This window comes from Acidovorax sp. 22279 (genome assembly GCF_052045435.1).
GTDB classification, from domain to species: domain Bacteria; phylum Pseudomonadota; class Gammaproteobacteria; order Burkholderiales; family Burkholderiaceae_C; genus Acidovorax; species Acidovorax delafieldii.
The window spans coordinates 231,765-254,095 of sequence record NZ_JBQEOV010000003.1; the positions used below are offsets into that span (position 1 = coordinate 231,765).

22 protein-coding genes are annotated in these 22,331 nt (G+C 63.3%); 5 read left to right on the plus strand and 17 right to left on the minus strand.

What is annotated here, in order from left to right; translation table 11 throughout:
* Nucleotides 1–31 precede the first annotated feature (31 nt).
* A complete protein-coding gene (locus tag ACTJKQ_RS05550) occupies nucleotides 32–673 on the minus strand; it encodes an LON peptidase substrate-binding domain-containing protein (protein ID WP_440596269.1) in 642 nt (213 codons plus the stop codon).
* 79 nt (nucleotides 674–752) lie between these two features.
* Between ACTJKQ_RS05550 and ACTJKQ_RS05555 the strand changes: the two genes are divergently transcribed.
* Nucleotides 753–1,304, plus strand: coding sequence for a YggT family protein (locus ACTJKQ_RS05555; RefSeq protein ID WP_121944107.1), 552 nt, complete (start codon nucleotides 753–755; stop codon nucleotides 1,302–1,304).
* Between the two features lie 107 nt (nucleotides 1,305–1,411).
* On the opposite strand, the gene accD is transcribed toward ACTJKQ_RS05555, so the two are convergent.
* From accD to grpE, 16 genes are all read right to left on the minus strand, one after another.
* Entirely contained in the window at nucleotides 1,412–2,284 is an 873-nt protein-coding gene (accD, locus tag ACTJKQ_RS05560) for an acetyl-CoA carboxylase, carboxyltransferase subunit beta (RefSeq protein WP_015013229.1), read from the minus strand.
* Between the two features lie 115 nt (nucleotides 2,285–2,399).
* A complete protein-coding gene (gene trpA, locus ACTJKQ_RS05565; RefSeq protein ID WP_056061439.1) occupies nucleotides 2,400–3,209 on the minus strand; it encodes a tryptophan synthase subunit alpha in 810 nt (269 codons plus the stop codon).
* A complete protein-coding gene (gene trpB, locus ACTJKQ_RS05570; RefSeq protein ID WP_056061441.1) occupies nucleotides 3,210–4,493 on the minus strand; it encodes a tryptophan synthase subunit beta in 1,284 nt (427 codons plus the stop codon).
* Nucleotides 4,471–5,271, minus strand: coding sequence for a phosphoribosylanthranilate isomerase (locus ACTJKQ_RS05575; protein WP_440596270.1), 801 nt, complete (start codon nucleotides 5,269–5,271; stop codon nucleotides 4,471–4,473). The genes trpB and ACTJKQ_RS05575 overlap by 23 nt, the downstream gene beginning before the upstream one ends.
* Nucleotides 5,268–6,143, minus strand: coding sequence for a tRNA pseudouridine(38-40) synthase TruA (gene truA / locus ACTJKQ_RS05580; RefSeq protein ID WP_440596271.1), 876 nt, complete (start codon nucleotides 6,141–6,143; stop codon nucleotides 5,268–5,270). Before truA ends, ACTJKQ_RS05575 begins: the two co-directional genes overlap by 4 nt.
* Complete coding sequence (locus ACTJKQ_RS05585; protein WP_440596272.1) at nucleotides 6,143–8,755, minus strand: FimV/HubP family polar landmark protein; 2,613 nt, start codon at nucleotides 8,753–8,755, stop codon at nucleotides 6,143–6,145. Before ACTJKQ_RS05585 ends, truA begins: the two co-directional genes overlap by 1 nt.
* A gap of 289 nt (nucleotides 8,756–9,044) precedes the next feature.
* Nucleotides 9,045–10,175, minus strand: coding sequence for an aspartate-semialdehyde dehydrogenase (asd, locus tag ACTJKQ_RS05590; protein WP_440596273.1), 1,131 nt, complete (start codon nucleotides 10,173–10,175; stop codon nucleotides 9,045–9,047).
* 402 nt (nucleotides 10,176–10,577) lie between these two features.
* Complete coding sequence (gene leuB, locus ACTJKQ_RS05595; protein WP_116749328.1) at nucleotides 10,578–11,651, minus strand: 3-isopropylmalate dehydrogenase; 1,074 nt, start codon at nucleotides 11,649–11,651, stop codon at nucleotides 10,578–10,580.
* A gap of 76 nt (nucleotides 11,652–11,727) precedes the next feature.
* The gene (leuD, locus tag ACTJKQ_RS05600; RefSeq protein ID WP_440596274.1) at nucleotides 11,728–12,378 is read right to left on the minus strand and encodes a 3-isopropylmalate dehydratase small subunit; all 651 of its coding nucleotides are present in this window, start codon (nucleotides 12,376–12,378) and stop codon (nucleotides 11,728–11,730) included.
* An 11-nt stretch (nucleotides 12,379–12,389) separates the two neighbouring features.
* Complete coding sequence (locus ACTJKQ_RS05605; RefSeq protein WP_005795904.1) at nucleotides 12,390–12,515, minus strand: entericidin A/B family lipoprotein; 126 nt, start codon at nucleotides 12,513–12,515, stop codon at nucleotides 12,390–12,392.
* A gap of 69 nt (nucleotides 12,516–12,584) precedes the next feature.
* Nucleotides 12,585–14,006: a 3-isopropylmalate dehydratase large subunit gene (leuC, locus tag ACTJKQ_RS05610; RefSeq protein WP_108499829.1), complete on the minus strand. Its 1,422-nt coding sequence runs from the start codon at nucleotides 14,004–14,006 to the stop codon at nucleotides 12,585–12,587.
* Nucleotides 14,007–14,027: 21 nt separating this feature from the next.
* Entirely contained in the window at nucleotides 14,028–15,005 is a 978-nt protein-coding gene (locus ACTJKQ_RS05615) for a LysR family transcriptional regulator (RefSeq protein ID WP_440596275.1), read from the minus strand.
* Nucleotides 15,006–15,140: 135 nt separating this feature from the next.
* Entirely contained in the window at nucleotides 15,141–16,505 is a 1,365-nt protein-coding gene (locus tag ACTJKQ_RS05620; RefSeq protein WP_056061466.1) for an MBL fold metallo-hydrolase, read from the minus strand.
* 154 nt (nucleotides 16,506–16,659) lie between these two features.
* On the minus strand, nucleotides 16,660–17,805 hold the full coding sequence (dnaJ, locus tag ACTJKQ_RS05625; protein WP_056061470.1) for a molecular chaperone DnaJ: 1,146 nt from the start codon (nucleotides 17,803–17,805) through the stop codon (nucleotides 16,660–16,662).
* 84 nt (nucleotides 17,806–17,889) lie between these two features.
* The gene (gene dnaK, locus ACTJKQ_RS05630) at nucleotides 17,890–19,839 is read right to left on the minus strand and encodes a molecular chaperone DnaK (protein WP_056061472.1); all 1,950 of its coding nucleotides are present in this window, start codon (nucleotides 19,837–19,839) and stop codon (nucleotides 17,890–17,892) included.
* Between the two features lie 93 nt (nucleotides 19,840–19,932).
* Complete coding sequence (grpE, locus tag ACTJKQ_RS05635) at nucleotides 19,933–20,484, minus strand: nucleotide exchange factor GrpE (protein WP_056061476.1); 552 nt, start codon at nucleotides 20,482–20,484, stop codon at nucleotides 19,933–19,935.
* A 309-nt stretch (nucleotides 20,485–20,793) separates the two neighbouring features.
* Between grpE and rpsF the strand changes: the two genes are divergently transcribed.
* Genes rpsF through rplI form a run of 4 tightly spaced genes read left to right on the plus strand, consistent with a single transcriptional unit; the run spans nucleotide 20,794 to nucleotide 22,244 of the window.
* Nucleotides 20,794–21,171: a 30S ribosomal protein S6 gene (rpsF, locus tag ACTJKQ_RS05640; protein ID WP_015013245.1), complete on the plus strand. Its 378-nt coding sequence runs from the start codon at nucleotides 20,794–20,796 to the stop codon at nucleotides 21,169–21,171.
* Nucleotides 21,172–21,189: 18 nt separating this feature from the next.
* Nucleotides 21,190–21,480 carry a primosomal replication protein N gene (gene priB / locus ACTJKQ_RS05645; RefSeq protein ID WP_099729722.1) on the plus strand — a complete coding sequence of 97 codons (291 nt, stop codon included), beginning with the start codon at nucleotides 21,190–21,192 and terminating at the stop codon, nucleotides 21,478–21,480.
* Between the two features lie 17 nt (nucleotides 21,481–21,497).
* Nucleotides 21,498–21,779 (plus strand): 30S ribosomal protein S18, encoded by a 282-nt coding sequence (gene rpsR, locus ACTJKQ_RS05650; RefSeq protein WP_005795932.1) that lies wholly within the window; start codon nucleotides 21,498–21,500, stop codon nucleotides 21,777–21,779.
* Between the two features lie 12 nt (nucleotides 21,780–21,791).
* Nucleotides 21,792–22,244, plus strand: coding sequence for a 50S ribosomal protein L9 (gene rplI / locus ACTJKQ_RS05655; RefSeq protein ID WP_015013247.1), 453 nt, complete (start codon nucleotides 21,792–21,794; stop codon nucleotides 22,242–22,244).
* Nucleotides 22,245–22,331: the final 87 nt, after the last annotated feature.

Sequence of the window (22,331 nt, forward strand, 5' to 3'; positions counted from 1 at the left end):
CGTTGCTTACGCGTTAGCAAGTGGCGCATGTTCATCGAGACTGCGCGATCCCCGTCCGCTCCAGCACATCCCCCACCAGTTCCAGGCGGACCAGGGGGTTGTCCAGCTCCATCAACCGCTGTTTCAGCTCCAGTGGCACTGGCAGCAGTTCGCACCATCGGTTCGCCACCCAGCCGCAATCGTTCAGTTGTGCTGCAGTGGGGGTGACCAAGTGGGGCATGTCTGGGTCGCGTACCTGCAGCGTGTGCAAGACCTGCGCCAATGCTGTTGACGCCTTTTTGAGATCGTCTGGAACCGGTACTGTCAGATCCTGTTCGACGTGATCGACGTCAGCAATCCAAAGGCCGTGCTGCAGGTGATGGCGTTGAGTGATACGAAAACGCTGGCTACCACGGCATAACAGGGTGACCAGTCCGGGCTGGGGTGTCTCCAATTGCTCGATGATGGCCAGGGTACCGATGTCGTTGAAGCGTTCTTCTAGCGCTCCGGCTTGGCGCACTTCCTGGCCTTGGGTGAGTGCAACCACGCCGAAGGGGGCGCCTGTCCGGTGGCACTTGCGCACCATGTCCAGGTAGCGCACCTCAAACACCCTCAGAGCTAGCACTCCGTCCGGGAACAAGACAGAGCCCAGGGGGAAAAGCGGCAGGGACGACAAGGTGAGGGGTGGGGTCATGGGCGCGTGGATGCCTTCGCCCGCTATCATCCCATGACACCGTCGGCTTTTGCTGCACACCACTGTTTTTGTCTCATCCATGCTCTATCAGATCGCCTCTTTCCTGCTCGATGTTGTTGGCGGCTTGCTGACCGGAGCCTGCCTTTTGCGGCTGTACATGCAGTGGCAGCGGGTGCCGTTCTCCAACCCGGTCGGTGGGTTGGTGTTTGCGTTGACGGACTGGCTGATCATGCCGCTGCGACGGGTGATACCCCCTGCGGGGCGTTGGGATGTGTCCAGTCTGGTGGCTGCGATGCTGGTGCAGCTGGTGCAGTACGCGTTGTTGACCTTGCTGCTCAGTGCGGGATCGGCATGGGCGTGGTTGCCCTGGTTGGCCTTGTTCGGGCTGCTGCGCGTGGCGGTTTCGGGGCTGATCGGCCTGCTGATTGTCTATGCCGTCCTGTCCTGGGTACAGGGTGGTCGTTCACCGCTGGCGGATGTGATCGCGCGCCTGTGTGAACCCGTGTTGCGTCCTTTTCGGCGCGTCATTCCGCTGATGGGCGGCTTCGACCTGTCGCCATTGGTGGCGCTGGTGGTGCTGCAGGTTGTGATGATTGTTCTGGGCCATTTGCAGGCCAGTGTGATGCGTTAAGCATCCCAAAGGCCCGATGCGCTAGCCAAATATGCTCTGTTTGCTATTGAAAATATAGCAATTGCGTGGTGAGGCCTCACTCAGTCCCCTTTTCGGGAACCGGGTATTTACATCACCGCGTCAGCAGGCAGTCGTTGCAGCATAGCCAAACTGCTGGCCACGGTGTTGCGCAGTTCGCGGCGGTCGCAGATGAAGTCCACCGCGCCCTTGGTTTGCAGGAACTCTGCACGCTGGAAGCCCTCGGGCAGGGTCACACGCACGGTGGATTCGATCACGCGCGGGCCAGCGAAGCCGATCAGCGCCTTGGGCTCGGCAATCACGATGTCGCCCACAAAGGCAAAACCTGCGCTCACGCCACCCATGGTGGGGTCGGTCAGCACACTGATGTAGGGCAGGCCCTTCTTGGCCAGGCGGGTCAGCGCTGCGTTGGTCTTGGCCATCTGCATGAGCGACAGCAGGCCTTCCTGCATGCGGGCGCCGCCGGTGGCGGTAAAGCAGATGAAGGGCACCTTTTGCTCGATGGCGGTTTCCACGCCACGCACAAATCGCTCGCCCACCACGGAGCCCATGGAGCCGCCCATGAAGTCGAACTCGAAGCAGGCGGCGACCACGTTGATGCTCTTGACCGCGCCGCCCATCACGATGAGGGCGTCGGTCTCGCCGGTGTTCTCCAGGGCTTCCTTCAGGCGCTCGGGGTACTTGCGGCTGTCCTTGAACTTGAGCGCGTCTACGGGCAGCACTTCCTGGCCGATTTCGTAGCGGCCTTCAGCATCCAGAAATGCGTCCAGTCGGGCGCGCGCGCCGATGCGGTGGTGGTGGCTGCAGTGGGGGCACACATTCTGGTTGTGCTCCAGGTCGGCCTTGTAGAGCACCGTCTCGCAGCTCGGGCACTTGATCCACAGGCCTTCGGGCACCTGACGGCGCTCGGTGGGGTCGGTTTGCTGGATTTTGGCGGGTAGAAGTTTTTCGAGCCAGGACATGGTGTTCTCCTCTTCAGTGGCGCGACCTGCTACAAAGCCCGTAGGCGTTTGCGGGGCAGGCCGGGTGTGAATCTGTCGGCGCACCCCGCAGGATGCGCCGGGCTGCATTATGCGACTAGGCGTCCAGGGCCTTGCGGATGCCGCGCAGGAAGTCGATGGTCAGGGGCACCACCTTGGCGTGCTCCTGGTCTTCAATCAACTGGATGATGCGGCTGCCGATGACCACGGCATCGGCCACCTTGCCGATGGCCTGGGCGGTGGCGGCGTCGCGGATGCCGAAGCCCACACCCACCGGGATGGTCACGTGCTGGCGAATACGGGGCAGCATCTGCTCCACGGCCGCCGTGTCCAGCGCGCCTGAGCCGGTCACGCCCTTGAGCGATACGTAGTACACATAGCCGCTGGCCACACGCGCCACCTGGGCCATGCGTTCATCCGTGCTGGTGGGGGCCAGCAGGAAGATCAGGTCCATGCTGTGCGCGCGCAGGCTGGCGGCAAAGGCTTCGCATTCTTCGGGTGGGTAGTCCACGATGAGCACGCCGTCCACGCCCGCAGCGGCAGAGTCGCGCACAAACGCACCTTCGCCGTGCTTCTGGTCGTAGCGTTCCACAGGGTTGGCATAGCCCATCAACACCACTGGCGTGGTGCTGTTGCGCTTGCGGAACTCACGCACATGGTCGAGCACCTGCACCATGCCAATGCCCAGGCTGAGGGCTTTTTCACCCGCCTTCTGGATCACCGGGCCATCGGCCATGGGGTCGGAAAAGGGCACGCCCAGCTCGATCACGTCGGCACCGGCCTCGACCATGCCGTGCATGAGCGCGGGGGTGATGTCGGCGAACGGGAAACCGGCGGTCACATAAGGAATCAGCGCCTTGCGGCCCTGGGCTTGCAGGGCAGAAAAGGTGGATGCGATACGGCTCATTTATTTCACCAACTTGATGGGTTGCTCGCCGCCCTTGACGGACTGCCCCTGGCAGCTGGGTCGGCAGTAAAAGTCGGCGCCACTGAGATCGGCCACAGTACCAATGTCCTTGTCGCCCCGGCCCGAGAGGTTGACTAGGATCGACTGGTCTGGGCGCATGGTTTTGGCCAGCTTCATGGCGTAGGCCACGGCGTGACTGGATTCGAGTGCGGGGATGATGCCCTCGGTGCGGCACAGGTAGTGGAAGGCGTCCAGCGCTTCCTGGTCGGTGATGCCGACGTATTCGGCGCGGCCGATTTCCTGCAACCAGGCGTGCTCCGGGCCCACGCCGGGGTAGTCCAGGCCTGCGCTGATGCTATGGGTTTCGGTGATCTGGCCGTTGTCATCCTGCAGGATGAAGGTGCGGTTGCCGTGCAGTACACCCGCGCTGCCCTTTTGCAACGATGCCGAGTGTTTGCCCGACTCCAGGCCTTCGCCCGCAGCCTCCACGCCGATGAGGCGCGTTTTCTCGAAAGGGATGTAAGGGTGAAAGATGCCCATGGCATTGCTGCCACCACCCACGCACGCGATAACCGCATCGGGTTGGTCGCCCAGCACCTTTTGCTCGGCCAGCATGCTGGGCATTTGCTCAATGCATTCCTTGCCGATCACGCTCTGGAAGTCGCGCACCATCATGGGGTAGGGGTGCGGGCCCGCCACCGTGCCGATGATGTAGAAGGTGTTGTCCACGTTCGCCACCCAGTCGCGCATGGCGTCGTTCAGGGCGTCCTTCAAGGTCTTGCTGCCAGACTCCACGGGCACCACCGTAGCGCCCAGCAGTTTCATGCGGTACACGTTGGGGCTTTGGCGCTTCACGTCTTCGGCACCCATGTAAACAACGCATTCGAGCCCGTAGCGCGCGCAGATGGTGGCAGTGGCCACGCCGTGCTGGCCTGCACCCGTCTCGGCAATCACGCGGGGCTTGCCCATGCGCTTGGCCAGCATGGCTTGGCCGATCACGTTGTTGATCTTGTGCGCGCCTGTGTGGTTCAGGTCTTCGCGCTTGAGGTAGATCTGTGCGCCACCCATCTCGCGGCTGGTGCGCGCTGCATGGTAGATGGGGGAGGGGCGACCGACGAAGTGCTTGAGTTCGTAATGGAATTCAGCCAGAAATTCAGGGTCGTTCTGGTAGCGCGCGTAAGCCTCGCGCAGTTCCTGGATGGCGTGGGTCAGGGTTTCGCTGACGAAGCTGCCACCATACGGGCCGAAATGGCCGGAAGCATCAGGTTGCTGATAGGAATTCATGGGGGTTCTTTGCAAGTTGTGCATCGGCCGCACGCACGGCGGCAACGAAGCGTTGGATCTTCACGGCGTCCTTGATGCCCTTGACGGGTTTGCCATCAGGACCATCGGCTTCGACGCCGGAACTGACATCAACCGCCAGCGAGAGACCCCGCGGGCGGACTTGCAAAATGCCATCGGTCACGTTTGCAGGCGTGAGTCCACCAGACAAAACGAGGTGAGAGCTGACGCTTGGTGGAAGGAGTGACCAATTGAATGCCTTGCCGCTGCCGCCAAACCCCTCGACATGGGCGTCGAGCAGGATGGCTTGGGCGTGAGAGTAATCGTGGGCGTATTTTACGAGGTCAAACTGCGCCGCTCCATCACCGAGGGGAATTCGGGCTGCGCGCAGGTAGGGGCGTGCCCCCTGGTGGGTGGCCGCCATGCAGTCCTGTGGCGTCTCATCACCATGGAATTGCACTGTAGCGCCAGCAATCATTGCACTGGCTGCTATCACATTAGGAGTGGATTCGTTCACGAACAGCAGCACGGGCGTGACAAACGGCGGCAGGCGCCGTGCCAACTGCGCGGCCCGTGGGGGGGTGACCGACCGTGGGCTGGGGGCGTAGAGCACAAAACCCACCGCATCGGCGCCCGCAGCCACAGCTGCATCCACGTCTTCCTCGCGGGTCAGCCCGCAGATCTTGATGCGGGTGCGTACGTTGGCAGACGCCTGGAAAGGGGCGTGGAGGCGTTGACTGACGGCGGGAGCCGTTGTGGTCGGTGTGGTGGCCTGGTTCATGGAAGCCAATCATACGCAGCCGTGCGCTGGGGTAGCCCCCAGGCGGCGTCGTAGACGGGCCCTTGAAAGTACAACCCGTCTGGTGAGAATGTCGGCGCAGCCACCTTGCGGGACTGGGCTGCCAGCACCTCGGCCATCCATTCGGGAGGCTGCGTGCCCTGGCCGATGGTGATCAGGCAGCCCATGATGTTGCGGATCATGTGGTGCAAGAAGGCGTTGGCTTCGAATTCAAAACGCCAGTAACAGGGGCTCCAGCCCAGTTCGGGGTGCGGTGTGTCCGCCCCCCGTCGCACGATGTCGATGCGTTGCAAGGTCTTGACCGGGGTCTTGGCCTGGCAGGCGGACGCGCGAAACGAGGTGAAATCATGCTCGCCGATCAGGTAGTCGGCCGCCTGCCGCATGGCGTCATGGTCTAACGGGTGAAACACCCAGCCCACCCGCCCGGCATCCACGCTGGGCCGCACTGGCGACTGCAGAAGCACGTAGGCATAGCGCCGGGCCACAGCGCTTGCACGCGCGTGAAAGTGGTCTGGGACGGCCTGAGCCCATTGCACCGCGATGTCGGAGGGCAGGAAGGTGTTGGTACCCCGGACCCAGGACGCGGCGGGCCGGTCCAGCGGGGTGTCAAAGTGCACCACCTGCATCAGGCCGTGCACACCCGCATCGGTACGGCCTGCGCAAAGGGTGCTGACCGGATGCGTAGCAAAGCGGCCCAGGGCCGCTTCGAGTTTGTCCTGCACGGTATTGCCAGAAAGCTGGCTCTGCCAGCCACTGTAGGCCTGGCCGTTATAGCTGACCCCCAGCGCCACCCGGGTCACGGGGCGGCCTGGGGACGTGCAGGGGGTTAAATCAGCGGAGGGGCCGAGCGGCATCAGCCCAGTTCGGCCAGCATGCGCTGGGCGCGGGTCTTGAGGGCGCCGCTGGACTCTGCCACCACCTCTTCAATCAGCGTACGAGCGCCGTCAGTGTCCCCGATGGCGTTGAACTCTTCGGCCAGCGCAAGCTTGGTGGCCAGCGGGTCGTCCTGCGCTGCGGCCGATCCATCGTCTGTGAATTCCGGTGCGGGAGCCGCCGGGGCCTTGGCGACGGGAGCTGCCATGGGCTTGGAGGGGGCGTTCAAGTCCAGCGACAGGTCGCCCAGATCAAACTCCATAGGGCCGGAGTCTTGGGGCTCGCCATGGAGAGGCATGGGGCCGGACGGCGCCATGGTCAGGTCGTCGCTGCTGGGGAAGTCCAGATTGGCCACTGGAGGCGGCGCCATCATGGGACTCGGAGCGGTTTCCTGACTGCTCCACGCGGCGGTGGGCTCGTCGGGGATGCTGGGCAGATCCAACTCGGGGCGCAGCGTCTGCGGTTCGCCGGCTTCACTGCGGTTGTTGGCCGCAGCGGCCGCAGCGGCCGCAGCAAAACCACCGGCTGCAGCAGGGGGGGCGTCCGTCAGCGCGTCATCGGGCAGGTCCAGATCCAGGTCGAGGTCCAAGTCTGGTGGCAGGGCTGCGGCAGGGCTGCCTGCACCAGTGAAGGTGCTGGGGAACCCGCCCGGTGGCACGGAAGGCGACTCATCCTCGGCCATTCCGGGGCGGCCGCCAGGTTGGTACAGGCGGTTTTCGGGCTCCAGGTCACGCCCGAGTTCGGCAATGCGGTTCCAGTCAGGCCCTTCGCCCTGGGTCAGCTTGAACACTTCGCCAGCGACGGCCTCGAGGGCTCTGCGGTCCTGGCGCTTGGCGTAGATTTCACCCAGCTTGACGTGCACTGAGACGCGGCCCGGGTTGTGGCGCACGGCTTCTTTCAGGATTTCTTCGGCCTGGAGATCGCGGCCGTAGGCCAGATAAACGTCGGCTTCGGCCACGGGGTCCACGTCACCGCCGGCGTCCAGTTGGCTGGGTGAATAGGCCATGGACGAGCCGGTGGTCATGTCGCTGTTGGCCGTGTCTACACGCTGGCCGCCGCTGGCACCAAAAAACGAGTCGGGTTGAATGCGACTTTCCAGGAAGGAGCTGTCCACCCCACCGTTCTGTCGACGGCGCTGGACCAGGCGGTAAGCGCCAAATCCGAGCAGACCCGCCACCAGGATGCCGCCGCCAATAGGCAACAGTGGGTCGTCCATAAGGGTGGACAGGAAACCGGGCTCCTCGACCGGGGCCGGAGCAGGTTTGGGTGTGGGCGCTGGTTTGGGGGCCGGTGCGGGTGCAGAGGCCTCCGTGGCGGGTGCCGAGGCAGCCGCTTCTGCTGCCACTGCGGTGTCTGGCGGGGTGCTGGCGGCCGCAGCGGGGGCGGATGCCGGGGCTTCGGGCGCCGGCGGCGCGGTCGGTGTTGCCGGGACGGCTGGGGCCTGCACGGCCACCCCCGCAGGTGCGCTGGCTGCACCCGCTGCGGCGGGCGCAGGGCTGCTTCCGGCGGCTGCAGAGGCTGCGCTCAGCTTGTTGAGGTCGGTGATGTTCTTGGACAACTCTGCCATCCGCGTGGCGGCTTCGCTGGCCTGTTTGTCCTTGGCGACTTGCTCTTCGGCTGCCTTCTGGCCTTTGACGGCCCCCTTGGACAGGGTGAGCTTGTCGGGCGCTGCAGTCGCGGGTTTTTTGTCTTCTACGCGCGTCTGTACGGTGCCAGAGGCGGAGCGCTGGGCAGCTGCCACTTCGGTCGAAGGGGCCGCACCCGCGAGTTTGCGGCGGAAGTCGTTGAAGTCACGGGCCTGTGCGGCCAGAATCTGACGTGCTTCGGGGGCTGAAGTGGATTGCGCTGCGGCCTGGTCGGGCATTTGCAGCACAGCACCTGCCCTCAGGCGGTTGACGTTGCCCTGGATGAATGCGTCCGGGTTGGTACGCATCATGGCGACCAGCATCTGGTCGAGCGAAACGCCTGCAGGCTTGTACGCGTTCGCGATGCGGCCGGCGGTATCGCCGGCCTGTACCGTCACTCCATCTGCGGGGGCGGGGCGTGGGGCTGCCGCACGGGGTGCGGGTGCAGCGGCAGTTGCCTCGCTGGCACGGGCTGTGGCTGCGGGGCGCGTCGCAGGGACCTGGGGCGCCACCGGTGCAGAAATTTGGGGCGCTGCTGTGACGGCAGGCGCTGCGCGGCGCATGCTTGGCGGGTCAAACAGCATGGTGTAGCTGCGAACGATGCGGCCTGAGCCCCAGTTGGCATCCAGCACCAAGTCCAGGAAGGGTTCGTTCACAGGCCGGTCGCTTGACAGGCGCAACACGGCGGTGCCGTCGGCGCGGCGCTGCAGTTGAATCTGCAGGTTGTTCATGGTCTGCGTGTATTCCATGCCCTGGGCACGGAAGACCTCAGGCGTGGCCGTCGTGGCACGCAGCGAGTCCGCTTCGGCAGGAGTGATCTGTGGCAGGTCGATTTCAGCGCGCAGCGGCTCGCCCAGGGCAGACTGCACGGTGATGCGGCCCAGTGCCAGCGCAGACGCGTCGCTGGTGTAGAAACCAGCGCAAGCCACGGCCGCGGCCGCCAGGACAGAAAATTTCCAACGATGCATGTTTGCCAACAACTGATTAGGATTTTTTGCGGCTCGGACGAGCGGTGCTTTTGTTCTCATGGTCTGATCCCCGCCCCGGCGCGTGAAAATATGTAAAAAGCACCATAGCATCAATGTTTTGCACTGACAAGCTGAGGTGGCTCCGAAGCTTTGAGTGGGGTCCCGGCGCCCCAAATTGGGGCGTGCAGATGTTGCCAATTGCCAACGCCGCGTAACCGAGTGTGTCGATGTCTCAGGCGTAAAAAAGCGCGCGCAAGGGGGCTTGCGCGCGCTTTATGAGGTGAGACGATCAGGCGTTGAGCAAGATGCGCAGCATGCGACGCAGTGGCTCGGCGGCGCCCCAGAGGAGCTGGTCGCCGATGGTGAAGGCGCCGACATACTCGGGGCCCATGGCCAGCTTGCGGATGCGGCCCACGGGGATGGTCATGGTGCCCGTCACGGCGACGGGTGTCAGGTCCTTGATGGTGGCTTCGCGGGTGTTGGGTACCACCTTCACCCACTCGTTGTCGGCGGCGATCATGGCTTCGAGGTCGGCCACGGGCACGTCCTTCTTGAGCTTGAAGGTCAGGGCCTGGCTGTGGCAGCGCATGGCGCCCACACGCACGCAGAAGCCGTCTACGGGAATGGCCGCAGAGCTGAAGCCCTCGCCCAACCCGAGGATCTTGTTGGTCTCGGCCATGCCCTTCCACTCTTCTTTGGATTGGCCATTGCCCAGGTCCTTGTCGATCCAGGGGATCAGCGAGCCGCCCAGGGGCACGCCAAAGTTGGCGGTTTCGGCGCCGGTCAGTGCGCGCTGCTTGGCGATGACCTTGCGGTCGATTTCCAGGATGGCGCTCTTGGGGTCGTCAAGCAGGGCCTTCACTTCGGCATTCAGCGTGCCGTATTGGGTGAGCAATTCGCGCATGTGCTGCGCGCCGCCGCCCGAGGCTGCCTGGTAAGTCTGGGTGCTCATCCACTCGACCAGCCCCGCCTTGTACAGTGCGCCCACGCCCATCAGCATGCAGCTCACGGTGCAGTTGCCGCCCACCCAGTTCTTGCCGCCGTTGGCCAGCGCGTCCTTGATGACGGGCATGTTGACGGGGTCCAGGATGATGACCGCGTCTTTTTCCATGCGCAGGGTCGAAGCAGCATCGATCCAATGGCCGTTCCAGCCTGCGGCGCGCAGCTTGGGGAAGACTTCGGTGGTGTAGTCGCCGCCTTGGGCTGTGATGATGATGTCGCAGCGCTTGAGGGCGTCGATGTTGAAGGCGTCTTGCAGTGTGGTTTCGTTCTTGGCCTGCGCAGGGGCCTTGCCGCCGGCATTGGATGTGGAGAAGAACAATGGCTCAATTAGGTCGAAGTCTTTTTCCTCGACCATGCGGTCCATCAACACCGAGCCGACCATGCCGCGCCAGCCGACCAAACCTACCAACTTGCTCATTTCAACGCCCCTTTCAGATTAAGAAACAGTGCCAGACCAGACTGTTTGCCCCGGCTCGTCTGGCCGGGAGAGGGCGCACGACGGTACCGGAGCTGGATCAGCCCTTAATAATGGTCGTGGTTTTGGTGGTGATTGCGCGCACAGCCACGCCTGCCAGGGCGGCAGTTGCGGTGTTCAGGTCGAACGGGCGGGCGGCAAACATGGGCATGATTGTAATGGATCGCGGCTTGCACGGGGCTTGCAGCGTTGCGGGAACGCCATGGTCCGCTCGGCGACGGCGCCCCTGGCGGGCTGGATGGGTGTGCGAGTCGGTCCGCGCCCATAAAAAAGGCGATCACAGAGGATCGCCTTTTGCGGATGCCGCGCGCCGCCGCTGTGGGCAGCTCGGACGGCTGGGGTGATTTACGCCTGCAGCGCCTTCACCACCGCGTCGCCCATCTGCGCCGTGCCGACCTTGGTGGTGCCTTCGCTGTAGATGTCGGGCGTGCGCAGGCCCTGGGCCAGCACCTTCTGCACGGCGGCTTCGATGCGCTGGGCGGCGGCTTCCTGGTTCAGGCTGAAGCGCAGCATCATCGCTGCCGAGAGGATGGTGGCCAGCGGGTTGGCCACGCCCTTGCCGGCGATGTCGGGGGCGCTGCCGTGGCTGGGCTCGTACAAGCCCTGGTTGCTGCTGTTCAGGCTGGCCGAGGGCAGCATGCCGATGGAGCCAGTCAGCATGGAGGCTTCGTCCGACAGGATGTCGCCGAACATGTTGCCGGTCACCACCACGTCAAACGCCTTGGGGGCCTTGACCAGTTGCATGGCCGCGTTGTCCACGTACATGTGCTGGAGTTCCACGTCGGGGTACTGCTGGCCCACCTCGGTCATGACGTCCTTCCAGAACTGGAAGGTTTCCAGCACGTTGGCCTTGTCCACGCTGGTGACCTTCTTGTTGCGCTTGCGGGCGGCCTGGAAGGCGACGTGGGCGATGCGCTCGATCTCGGGGCGGCTATAACGCATGGTGTCGAAGGCTTCTTCGGCACCGGGAAAGTGGCCGTCCACTGCCGTGCGACGGCCGCGGGGCTGGCCGAAGTAGATGTCGCCCGTCAGCTCGCGGATGATGAGGATATCGAGGCCGGCAATCAGCTCGGGCTTGAGGCTCGATGCACCCACCAGTTGCTCGTAGCAGATGGCGGGGCGGAAATTGGCGAACAGGCCCAGGTTCTTGCGCAGGCCCAGGATGGCCTGCTCGGGGCGCAGGGGCCGGTCGAGCTTGTCGTATTTCCAGTCGCCCACGGCGCCGAACAGGATGGCGTCGGCTTCCTTGGCGAGCTTGAGGGTGGATTCGGGCAGCGGGTGGCCGTGGGCCTCGTAGGCGGCGCCGCCGACCAGGGCCGATTCCATCTCGAACTTCAGATCGAGTGCGTTGAGGACCTTGACGGCCTCGGCGACGATTTCGGTACCGATGCCGTCACCCGGCAGAACTGCGATTTTCATTGATTTTGCTTTGTTTTTGATAGCTGCTAGCGCATATGGATGTAGCACTTGCGGCCGATTGGGCTGAATTTTTGAGTTACGACACCATGGTGTGTGCCAGCCAGGGCTTGGTGGCAAGACGCTGGGCTTCAAAGGCCTTGATCTTGTCCGACTGGCGCAGGGTCAGGCCGATGTCGTCAAAACCGTTGAGCAGGCAGTACTTGCGGAAGGCCAGCACGTCGAACGGGATCTCTTCGCCCTGGGGGCGCACGATGACCTGGCGCGCCAGGTCGATGGTGAGCTGGTAGCCGGGGAAGGCCAGCACTTCATCGAACAGCTGGGCCACCGTGGCCTCGGGCAGCACGATGGGCAGCAGGCCGTTCTTGAAGCAGTTGTTGAAGAAGATGTCCGCAAAGCTGGGCGCGATGATGGCGCGGAAGCCGAACTGATCCAAGGCCCACGGCGCGTGCTCGCGGCTGGAACCACACCCGAAATTCTTGCGTGCGATCAGGATGCTGGCGCCTTGGTAACGCGGCTGGTTCAGCACGAAGTCGGGATTGGGCTTGCGACTGGCGGGGTCCTGGCCGGGCTCGCCGTGGTCCAGGTAACGCCATTCGTCAAACAGGTTCACGCCAAAGCCGGTCTTCTTGATCGACTTGAGGAACTGCTTGGGGATGATGGCGTCGGTATCGACGTTCTCGCGATCCATGGGGGCCACAAGGCCCTTGAGCAAGGTGAATTTTTGCATGGCGGTATCAGTTACTTGGCGGCCCGCTCGATGGCGCTGCCGGCTTTGCCAATGTCCTGGCCCACACCCTTGACGGTGTTGCAGCCAGCCAGCACAAAGGCCAGGGACAGGGCGATGAGGGTGGCGGTCTTTTTCATGACAAGGCTCCTTCAGGCGGTTGGGGCAGTAGAGAGGACAACGGGCGGATGATGGGATGAATGATCAGCTCAGGTGAACTGGCGGATGTCCACAAAGTGGCCATGCACGGCAGCGGCTGCGGCCATGGCCGGGCTCACCAGGTGCGTGCGGCCACCAGCGCCCTGGCGGCCTTCAAAGTTGCGGTTGCTGGTGGAGGCGCAGCGCTCGCCAGGCTCCAGCCGGTCGGCGTTCATGGCCAGGCACATGCTGCAACCGGGCTCGCGCCACTCAAAGCCTGCGGCCACAAAAATCTTGTCCAGGCCCTCGCGCTCGGCCTGCTCCTTGACCAGCCCCGAGCCGGGCACCACCATGGCCAGCTTCACATTGCTGGCCACCTTGCGACCCAGGTTCTTCACCACAGCGGCGGCTTCGCGCATGTCTTCGATGCGGCTGTTGGTGCAGCTGCCGATGAACACCTTGTCGATCGTGATGTCATTGATCGGCTTGCCGGGCTGCAGGCCCATGTACGTCAGCGCGCGCTCGATGGCACCACGCTTGTTGACGTCCTTTTCTTTGTCCGGGTCGGGCACGCGAGCGTCCACGCCCAGCACCATCTCGGGGCTGGTGCCCCAGGTGACCTGCGGCACGATGTCGGCCGCATCAAGCTTGACCACGGTGTCGAACTTTGCGTCGGCGTCGGAGTGCAGCGTCCTCCAGTACGCAACGGCCTGGTCCCATTCCACGCCCGTGGGCGACAGGGGGCGGCCCTTGACGTATTCAATGGTTTTGTCGTCCACCGCCACCAGACCCGCGCGAGCACCACCTTCGATGGCCATATTGCACACGGTCATGCGGCCTTCCATGCTCATCGCGCGGAAGACAGAACCTGCAAATTCAATGGTGTAGCCCGTGCCGCCAGCCGTGCCGATCTTGCCGATGATGGCCAGCACCACGTCCTTGGGGGTCACGCCTTTGGCCAGCGTGCCATCGACCTGCACCAGCATGTTCTTGGCCTTTTTGGCCAGCAGGGTCTGCGTGGCCATCACGTGCTCGACCTCAGAGGTGCCGATGCCGTGGGCCAGTGCGCCAAACGCGCCATGGGTGCTGGTGTGGCTGTCGCCGCAGACCACGGTCATGCCGGGCAGGGTGGCACCGTTTTCGGGGCCAATGACGTGCACGATGCCCTGGCGCTTGTGCATGAACGGGAAGAACGCGGCGGGGGTGATCTGCGCGATGTTGTCGTTCAGCGTGGTGATCTGTTCTTTGCTGATCGGATCGGTGATGCCGTCGTAGCCGTTTTCCCAGCCCGTGGTGGGCGTGTTGTGGTCGGCCGTGGCCACGATGGAGCTCATGCGCCAGACCTTGCGGCCCGCTTCGCGCAGACCTTCGAATGCCTGAGGGCTGGTAACTTCATGCACCAGATGGCGGTCGATGTAGAGGATGGAGGTGCCGTCCTCTTCGGTGTGGACGACATGCTCGTCCCAGATCTTGTCGTACAGGGTGCGTCCCATGGCGTGGCTTTCTTTCTGCTTTCAGGTGGGTGATTGGATTTTAGTGTCGGGGGCCGGGTGCGCCGGGGTGGGTTCTGCCCGGGGTGAGAGGTGTTCCACCAGCAAACGCGCCGTGACGGGCAGGGCGTCAAAGTCGCGGGCTACCACCCGCAGTTCGCGGTGGGCCCAGGCATCGGTCAGCGGGATGGCTTGCAGGTTGCCCACGCCGCGCATCAGCGCAAATGCCCGGTCGGGCAGCAGGCCCACGCCCAGGCCGTTGTCGATCATGCGGCACATGGCGTCCAGCCCCGTCACCTGGATGCGCTGGCGCAGGGGGCGCCCGGCGGCGGCAGCGGCTGCGCGCATGGCCAGGCTGATGCTGCTGTTGGCGTGCAGGCCCACAATGTCCCAGTCCAGGACTTCTTCAAAATTGATAGCATCCAGCGCAGATAAATCATGCGCTCGGGGCACAACCAGCACCAAATTGTCGGCGCGGTAGGGGCGGCTCTGCAGCTCTAGGGCTCCGCCGCCGTTCGCCATGCCGATGTTGCAGATGCCCAGGTCGGCGGCTCCCTCTTGCACGGCGTGCAGCACATCGCTGGAGAGGTGCTCCTGCAGGTCGATCTTGATCTGGCTGTGCTCGCGCGCAAAGGCGCCCAGGTCTTCGGGCAGAAACTGGAAGATGGCCGATATGTTGGCGTGCATGCGGACATGGCCGCGAACGCCGTCGGCGTATTCACTCAGTTCGCCCTGCATGCGCTCCAGGCCAAACAGCACGGTGCGCGCATGATGCAGCAGGCTCTCCCCAGCGGGCGTGAGCGTCACACCCCGGCTGTGGCGGTAGAGCAGGGCGGTGTCTACAGCCGTTTCCAGGTCCGACAGGCGCTTGCTGACCGCCGATGCTGCAATGAATTCGCGCTCGGCGGCGCGGCCGATGCTGCCCAGCTCGCACACCGCCACAAACAATTGCAGCGAGGTGAGGTCAATACGGCGCGCAAAACTGCGCTCGGAGCTTTTCATGGGGTTTTGACTTCTCAAAAAGAGAAGGTTTCATATTTTCTCCCCATTGTTGGTGATTTGTCATCGCGATACGCGATGGCTGCGATGCCCTTCTGCGCGAGAGCGGCTCTCCTGGAGTGCAGAAAGAGACCGGGCTCAGGCCGCGCAGGTGCTGCCGTGCTCTGGCACTGAGGCCCGCCAGCGCAATTCGTGTTCTATGCGCTGGCGCAGCAGGTCTGCGGCGCCCATTTCGCCATGCACCACATACACCTGGTCGGGCGCGTGCCCCATGCTGCGCAGCCAGGCGATGAGCTGGTTGCCGTCGGCGTGGGCCGATGCGGAAGACAACTTGACCACTTCGGCGCGCACGGCAACGTCCTGGCCGTGAATGCGGATGGTCCGTTCGCCCTCAGCCAGCCGCGCGCCGCGTGTGCCCGGCGCCTGGTGCCCGGTCAGAATGATCATGTTGCGGTGATCGCCAGCGTGCAGCGCCAGGTGGTGCAGCACGCGTCCTCCGGTAGCCATGCCACTGGCCGACAGGATGACCATGGGACCATGCAGTTTGGCCAGTCCTTTGGATTGCTCGGGGGTCTGGACCATGGTGGCGCCATGCTCTAGCGCCTGCACCTCGCGGCCGCTCAGGCGGTGTTCCTGCATATGGTGCTGGAACAGCCCGGTGGTGCTCACGGCCATGGGGCTGTCGAGGAATACCTTGAGCGATGCAGGCACCACGCCCTGCGCCTTCAGCAGCCCGATGGCGTGCAGCACGGCCTGTGCGCGGCCCACGGCGAAGACGGGCACCACGGCGATGCCCCCGCGTGCGGCCAGGCGCTGCAGTGCGGGGCCCAGTTCGTCGAGCAGACCTTCGGGCGGGTGCTCGCGGTCGCCATAGGTGGATTCGATGAGCACGGTGTCCGCCTGGGCCGGGGCGTCCGGTGGATTCATCAGCAAGTCGTCTGGCCGGCCCAGGTCGCCAGAGAACAGGATTCGCCTGCCTCCGACCTCCAGCAGCACGCAGGCCGCACCCAATATGTGGCCTGCGGGCGAAAACGTCACGCGCCAGCCGGGCAGGGGCTCGAACGCCTTGTGGAAGGCATGGATCTGGAATTGCTTGAGGCAGTGCAGCGCGTCGAGCCGGGTATACAGGGGCAGGGCGGGGCTGTGGCTGCTGAGTTGGTGGCGGTTGAGGAAGGCCGCGTCCTCTTCTTGCAGGTGCCCGCTGTCGGGCAGCAGGATGGTGCACAGGTCACGTGTGCCCGGGGTGCAGTGGATGGCGTGGGCGTAGCCGTCGCGCGCCAGCAGCGGCAGGTAACCGCTGTGGTCCAGGTGGGCATGGGTCAGCACCACGGCGTCGATCTGGTGCGGCGTGATGGGCAGGGGCTGCCAATTGCGCAGGCGCAACTGCTTGTAGCCCTGGAACAGGCCGCAATCGACCAGCAGGCTCTTGCCGTTGTAACGCACCAGGTACTTGGAGCCGGTGACGGTGCCGGAGCCCCCCAGGAAGGTGATGTTGACGTTCATGTGCCCAGACTCCCGGGTGATCATCGATGATGACCATCCTACTGGTCGGATTGCGCCTGCGGACGTTGCCAGGGGGTTTCTTGCCTTGCATCAAGAAAAAACCGCCTGCGGCCTTGGGGCTGCAGGCGGTTTTTGGCGGGAAACCCGCGCGTGGTCAGCTGAAGAAGTTCTTCAGCCGGTCCGTCCAGCTCTCGCCGCTGGGCGAATGGCGTGCGCCGCCCTTCTTGAGGGAGTCTTCCAGCTCGCGCAGCAGCTTGCGCTGGTGTTCGGTGAGCTTGACGGGTGTCTCGACCGCAATGTGGCAGTACAGGTCACCTGGGTAGCTGGCGCGCACACCCTTGATGCCCTTGCCGCGCAGGCGGAACTGCTTGCCGGCCTGGGTGCCTTCGGGGATGTCGATGGCCGCCTTGCCCTGCAGGGTGGGCACCTCGATCTCTCCACCCAGCGCCGCTGTGATGAAGCTCACCGGTACCTGGCAGTGCAGGTCGTCGCCGTCGCGCTCGAAGATGTCGTGTTTCTTCAGGCGGATCTCGATGTACAGGTCGCCTGGTGGGCCGCCGTTGGTACCCGGCTCGCCGTTGCCGGTGGAACGGATGCGCATGCCATCGTCGATGCCGGCAGGAATCTTCACTTCCAGCGTCTTCTGCTTCTTGAGCTTGCCCTGGCCATGGCAGGTGGTGCAAGGCTCAGGAATGATCTTGCCCGTGCCACGGCAGTGGGGGCAGGTCTGTTGCACGCTGAAGAAGCCCTGGCGCATTTGCACGGTGCCCGCGCCTTGGCAGGTGCCGCAGGTCTTGGCGCTGGTGCCGGGTTTGGCGCCGCTGCCATGGCAGGTGTCGCAGGTGTCCCAGGATGGGATACGAATCTGCGCGTCTTTGCCGCGAGCTGCTTCTTCGAGCGTGATCTCCATGGCATAGCTGAGGTCACTGCCACGGTAGACCTGGCGTCCACCGGCGCCGCGCCCGCGCCCGCCTTGTTGGCCGAACATGTCGCCAAAGATGTCGCCGAAGGCTTCCGCAAAACCGCCAAATCCTTCCGCTCCCGCGCCACCAGGGCCGCGCATGTTGGGGTCTACCCCCGCATGGCCATACTGGTCATAGGCCGCACGCTTTTGGGGGTCCGAGAGCATCTCGTAGGCCTCTTTGGCCTCCTTGAACTTCTCCTCGGCAGGCTTGGCTGCGTCCCCCTGATTGCGGTCAGGATGGTGCTTCATCGCCAGCTTGCGATAGGCCTTTTTGATTTCTTCGTCCGAGGCGTTCTTCGGAACGCCCAGGATTTCGTAAAAGTCTCGTTTGGACATAGTGATTCAGAACCCGGTTGGAACAGGAACGCCGCGCAGCCCCTGACGAGCATTGCGCGGCGGCTCGGGTCAACGGGGGCTCGTTCAGCCCTTCTTGACTTCCTTCACCTCGGCATCAACGACGTTGTCGTCGTCTGCGGGCTTGTTGGCTGCACCGGCCGATGCGCCTGCGGCGTCTGCACCACCGGCCGCCTGGGCGGCTTGCGCTGCCTGCGATTCGGCGTACATCTTCTCGCCCAGCTTCTGGCTGGCGGCCATCAGCGCGGTCGTCTTTTCGTCAATCGCGGCCTTGTCTTCACCCTTGAGGGCTTCTTCGAGGGCCTTCACGGCTGCAGCGATCGCGTCCTTTTCACCTGCGTCGAGCTTGTCGCCGTGTTCGGCCAGGCTCTTGTTGACGCTGTGCACAGCGGCTTCACCCTGGTTGCGGGCCTGCACCAGTTCCAGCTTCTTCTTGTCGTCCGCAGCGTTCAGCTCGGCGTCCTTCACCATCTTCTGGATTTCTTCTTCCGACAGGCCCGAGTTGGCCTTGATGGTGATCTTGTTTTCCTTGCCGGTGCCCTTGTCCTTGGCGCCCACGTGCAAGATGCCGTTGGCGTCAATGTCGAACGACACTTCGATCTGCGGAACACCACGGGCTGCGGGTGGAATGCCTTCGAGGTTGAACTCGCCCAGCAGCTTGTTGCCGGTGGCCATTTCGCGCTCGCCCTGATAGACCTTGATGGTCACGGCAGGCTGGTTGTCATCGGCCGTCGAGAAGGTCTGAGCGAACTTCGTCGGGATGGTCGTGTTCTTGGTGATCATCTTGGTCATCACACCGCCCAGGGTTTCGATACCCAGCGACAGGGGGGTCACGTCCAGCAGCAGCACGTCCTTGCGGTCGCCCGACAGCACTTGGCCCTGGATGGCGGCGCCCACGGCCACGGCTTCGTCAGGGTTCACATCCTTGCGGGGGTCCTTGCCGAAGAATTCCTTGACCTTCTCCTGCACCTTGGGCATGCGGGTCATGCCGCCGACCAGAATCACGTCATGGATGTCGGACACCGACACGCCCGCGTCCTTGATCGCCATGCGGCAAGGAGCGATGGTGCGCTCGATCAGCTCTTCCACCAGTTGTTCCAGCTTGGAGCGGGTCAGCTTGATGTTCAGGTGCTTGGGACCCGAGGCGTCGGCCGTGATGTAGGGCAGGTTGATGTCGGTTGCTGCCGAATTCGACAACTCGATCTTGGCCTTTTCGGCGGCTTCCTTCAGGCGTTGCAGGGCCAGGACGTCCTTGGACAGGTCCACGCCTTGTTCCTTCTTGAACTCGCCGATGATGAAGTCGATGATGCGTTGGTCGAAGTCCTCGCCGCCCAGGAAGGTGTCACCATTGGTCGACAGCACTTCGAACTGCTTTTCGCCATCCACGTCGGCGATTTCGATGATGGACACGTCGAACGTGCCGCCACCCAGGTCATACACGGCAATCTTGCGGTCGCCCTTTTCCTGCTTGTCGAGGCCAAAGGCCAAGGCTGCAGCGGTGGGCTCGTTGATGATGCGCTTGACATCAAGGCCAGCGATGCGGCCAGCGTCCTTGGTGGCTTGGCGCTGGGCGTCGTTGAAGTAAGCGGGCACGGTGATGACGGCTTCCGTCACGGGCTCGCCCAGGTAGTCTTCAGCCGTCTTCTTCATCTTGCGCAGGATGTCTGCGGACACCTGCTGGGCCGACAGCTTGTTGCCGCGCACTTCGATCCAGGCGTCGCCGTTGTCGGCAGCCACGATCTTGTAGGGCATCAGGTCGATGTCCTTTTGCACTTCTTTTTCGGTGAACTTGCGGCCGATCAGGCGCTTGACGGCGTACAGCGTGTTCTTGGGGTTGGTCACGGCCTGGCGCTTGGCCGAGGCGCCGACGAGGATCTCGCCGTCTTCCTGGTAGGCCACGATGGAGGGCGTTGTGCGTGCACCTTCGCTGTTTTCAATCACGCGGGTCGTGTTGCCCTCCATGATGGAAACGCAGCTGTTGGTGGTGCCCAGGTCAATGCCGATGATTCTTCCCATGATTTTTCTCCGAATGCTTGAATGGTTTGGATGGCTAGTAACTTGTGGATAACTTGGTTTGCTTCAAGTCTTCCAGGTCGATTTTTTTGAGGCTTACTTGGGCGCAGTCACGGTGACCAAGGCCGGGCGCAACACGCGCTCCGCGATCACGTAGCCCTTTTGCAGCACAGCCACCACCGTGTTGGCTTCTTGCTCCGCGGGCACCACGCTGATGGCCTGGTGCTGGTGGGGGTCGAACTTGGCGCCTGCGGCGGGGTTGATGGCCACCACCTTGTTGCGCTCCAGCGCAGACGTCAACTGGCGCAAGGTGGCGTCGGCGCCTTCGCGCAGCTGCTGGGGCGTGGCCTCCTTGATGGCCAGGGCCGCGTCCAGGCTGTCAGCCACGGGCAGCAGGCTCTCGGCAAAACTCTCGATGCCGAACTTGCGGGCCTTGGACACTTCCTCTTCAGCGCGGCGGCGGGCGTTCTCCGCCTCGGCCTTGGCGCGCAGGAACTGGTCCGCCAGATCGGCACTTTTGGCCTTCAGCTCGGCCAGCTCGCCCTGCAGGCGTGCCAGCTCATCGGAGGCGTGGGCGGCCATGGCGGCTTCGACTTCTTCGGGGGCGGGGGCGCTTGGGGCGGGGTTGGTTTGGCTGTGGTCTGACATGTCAGGATTTGAAGAGGTAAAAAAGCAGTACGCGCGGCATCTGGGGGCTTGCCGGGGAATATCAAGGTCCGCGCCAGGGATTTGTCGTTGTGACGGCCCCGTGTTGGCGCAAGTGGTTGTAGGGCATGTCGGCCCAACCGCCGTTTTTGCAAGGGCCGCACCTTCCATGGCCGGACAAAATGGGGTGTGGACGATGCGGTAGCGGGTGTGCTGAGTGTACAAGCGCAAGCGGTCGGGTTATAATCGCAGGCTTTCCCTTGCCACACCACTTCTAGACGCGGTGGGTGGTCTCACCCAAAAGGAGTCTGCATGCGTCATTACGAAATCATTTTGTTGATCCATCCGGATCAAAGCGAACAAGTTCCAGCCATGCTGGAGCGCTACAAGGGCATGATCACCGCTGGCGGTGGCAAGGTGCACCGCGTGGAAGACTGGGGCCGTCGTCAACTGGCGTACCTGATCAACAAGCTGGCCAAGGCCCACTACCTGTGCGTGAACATCGAAGCCGACCAGGCTGTGATGGCTGAACTGGAGCACGCCTTCAAGTTCAACGACGCCGTGCTGCGCCACCTGACCGTGCAAAAGAAGAAGGCTGAAACCGGTCCTTCCTCCATGATGAAGACCGTCGAGCGCGAAGAAGCCCGCAAGGCCAGCCAAGCTGAATACGCAGCGGCCGGCGAGCGCTGATCCTCTTCTCTCTTTGGAGTGGAGAACCGCGTCGTCTTGACCGCCTGTATCGCAGAGGCTGAGCCCTTGCGATACACGCCCGCCGGACTGCCTGCCCTCACGCTGCGCCTCGAACACGAGTCCCAGCAAACCGAAGCAGGCCATCCCCGCGAAGTCAAGGCCGCCATAAAAGCCACAGCCTTTGGAGCGATGGCTGAGCGACTGGCAAGGCAGAACATCGGAAGTCTCTGGACTTTCCATGGATTTCTGGCCACACCGCGCAATGGCAAGACTGCAGTGCTGCACATCCAGGATATTCAACAAAATTAATTTTCAAGGGGTCCGCAATGGCCACGTTCAAGAAGTTCAACAAAGACAAGCGCCCAAAGCGCAACACCCAGTCCCTGCTGTTCAAGCGCAAGCGCTTTTGCCGCTTCACGGTGACCGGTGTTGAAGAAATCGACTACAAGGATGTCGATACGCTGCGCGATTTCATCGCCGAAAACGGCAAGATCATCCCCGCACGCCTGACCGGCACGCGCGCCATCTTCCAGCGTCAGCTGAACACTGCCATCAAGCGCGCACGCTTCCTGGCCCTGGTGCCTTACAGCGACCAGCACAAGATCTAAGGAGCACAACCCATGCAAATCATCCTGCTCGACAAGGTTGTGAACCTCGGCAACCTCGGTGAAATCGTCAAGGTCAAAGACGGCTACGCCCGTAACTTTCTGATTCCCGCTGGCCGCGCCCGCCGCGCCACCGAAGCTGCCAAGGCAGAGTTCGAAGCCAAGCGCGCTGAACTCGAAAAGGCCGCTGCTGCCAAGCTGGCAGAAGCCCAAGCCCAAGGCGAAAAGCTGGCTGGCACCACCGTCAAGCTGACACAAAAAGCTGGCGTGGATGGCCGTCTGTTTGGTTCCGTGACCAACCATGACATCGCCGAAGAGCTGAACAAGCAAGGCTACAAGGTTGCCAAGTCGCAAATCCGCCTGCCCAACGGCCCGATCAAGGTCGTGAGCGACAGCGCTGTGAGCGTGGCTCTGCACACCGATGTGGTCGTGGAAGTCAACGTGTCGGTCTACGGCGAAACCGCCTGATCGTCCGTCAGGACCTCTCAAAAAAGCCGCCCTTGGGCGGCTTTTGTCTTTGTGTGACCGTAGTTTGTACACGGTTGCCCACGGGTT

Bases quoted from the DNA above. Each gene is read 5' to 3' on its own strand.
- ACTJKQ_RS05550 (WP_440596269.1), bottom strand. From the start codon at position 673: ATGACCCCACCCCTCACCTTGTCGTCCCTGCCGCTTTTCCCCCTGGGC.
- ACTJKQ_RS05555 (WP_121944107.1), top strand. From the start codon at position 753: ATGCTCTATCAGATCGCCTCTTTCCTGCTCGATGTTGTTGGCGGCTTG.
- accD (WP_015013229.1), bottom strand. From the start codon at position 2,284: ATGTCCTGGCTCGAAAAACTTCTACCCGCCAAAATCCAGCAAACCGAC.
- trpA (WP_056061439.1), bottom strand. From the start codon at position 3,209: ATGAGCCGTATCGCATCCACCTTTTCTGCCCTGCAAGCCCAGGGCCGC.
- trpB (WP_056061441.1), bottom strand. From the start codon at position 4,493: ATGAATTCCTATCAGCAACCTGATGCTTCCGGCCATTTCGGCCCGTAT.
- ACTJKQ_RS05575 (WP_440596270.1), bottom strand. From the start codon at position 5,271: ATGAACCAGGCCACCACACCGACCACAACGGCTCCCGCCGTCAGTCAA.
- truA (WP_440596271.1), bottom strand. From the start codon at position 6,143: ATGCCGCTCGGCCCCTCCGCTGATTTAACCCCCTGCACGTCCCCAGGC.
- ACTJKQ_RS05585 (WP_440596272.1), bottom strand. From the start codon at position 8,755: ATGCATCGTTGGAAATTTTCTGTCCTGGCGGCCGCGGCCGTGGCTTGC.
- asd (WP_440596273.1), bottom strand. From the start codon at position 10,175: ATGAGCAAGTTGGTAGGTTTGGTCGGCTGGCGCGGCATGGTCGGCTCG.
- leuB (WP_116749328.1), bottom strand. From the start codon at position 11,651: ATGAAAATCGCAGTTCTGCCGGGTGACGGCATCGGTACCGAAATCGTC.
- leuD (WP_440596274.1), bottom strand. From the start codon at position 12,378: ATGCAAAAATTCACCTTGCTCAAGGGCCTTGTGGCCCCCATGGATCGC.
- ACTJKQ_RS05605 (WP_005795904.1), bottom strand. From the start codon at position 12,515: ATGAAAAAGACCGCCACCCTCATCGCCCTGTCCCTGGCCTTTGTGCTG.
- leuC (WP_108499829.1), bottom strand. From the start codon at position 14,006: ATGGGACGCACCCTGTACGACAAGATCTGGGACGAGCATGTCGTCCAC.
- ACTJKQ_RS05615 (WP_440596275.1), bottom strand. From the start codon at position 15,005: ATGAAAAGCTCCGAGCGCAGTTTTGCGCGCCGTATTGACCTCACCTCG.
- ACTJKQ_RS05620 (WP_056061466.1), bottom strand. From the start codon at position 16,505: ATGAACGTCAACATCACCTTCCTGGGGGGCTCCGGCACCGTCACCGGC.
- dnaJ (WP_056061470.1), bottom strand. From the start codon at position 17,805: ATGTCCAAACGAGACTTTTACGAAATCCTGGGCGTTCCGAAGAACGCC.
- dnaK (WP_056061472.1), bottom strand. From the start codon at position 19,839: ATGGGAAGAATCATCGGCATTGACCTGGGCACCACCAACAGCTGCGTT.
- grpE (WP_056061476.1), bottom strand. From the start codon at position 20,484: ATGTCAGACCACAGCCAAACCAACCCCGCCCCAAGCGCCCCCGCCCCC.
- rpsF (WP_015013245.1), top strand. From the start codon at position 20,794: ATGCGTCATTACGAAATCATTTTGTTGATCCATCCGGATCAAAGCGAA.
- rpsR (WP_005795932.1), top strand. From the start codon at position 21,498: ATGGCCACGTTCAAGAAGTTCAACAAAGACAAGCGCCCAAAGCGCAAC.
- rplI (WP_015013247.1), top strand. From the start codon at position 21,792: ATGCAAATCATCCTGCTCGACAAGGTTGTGAACCTCGGCAACCTCGGT.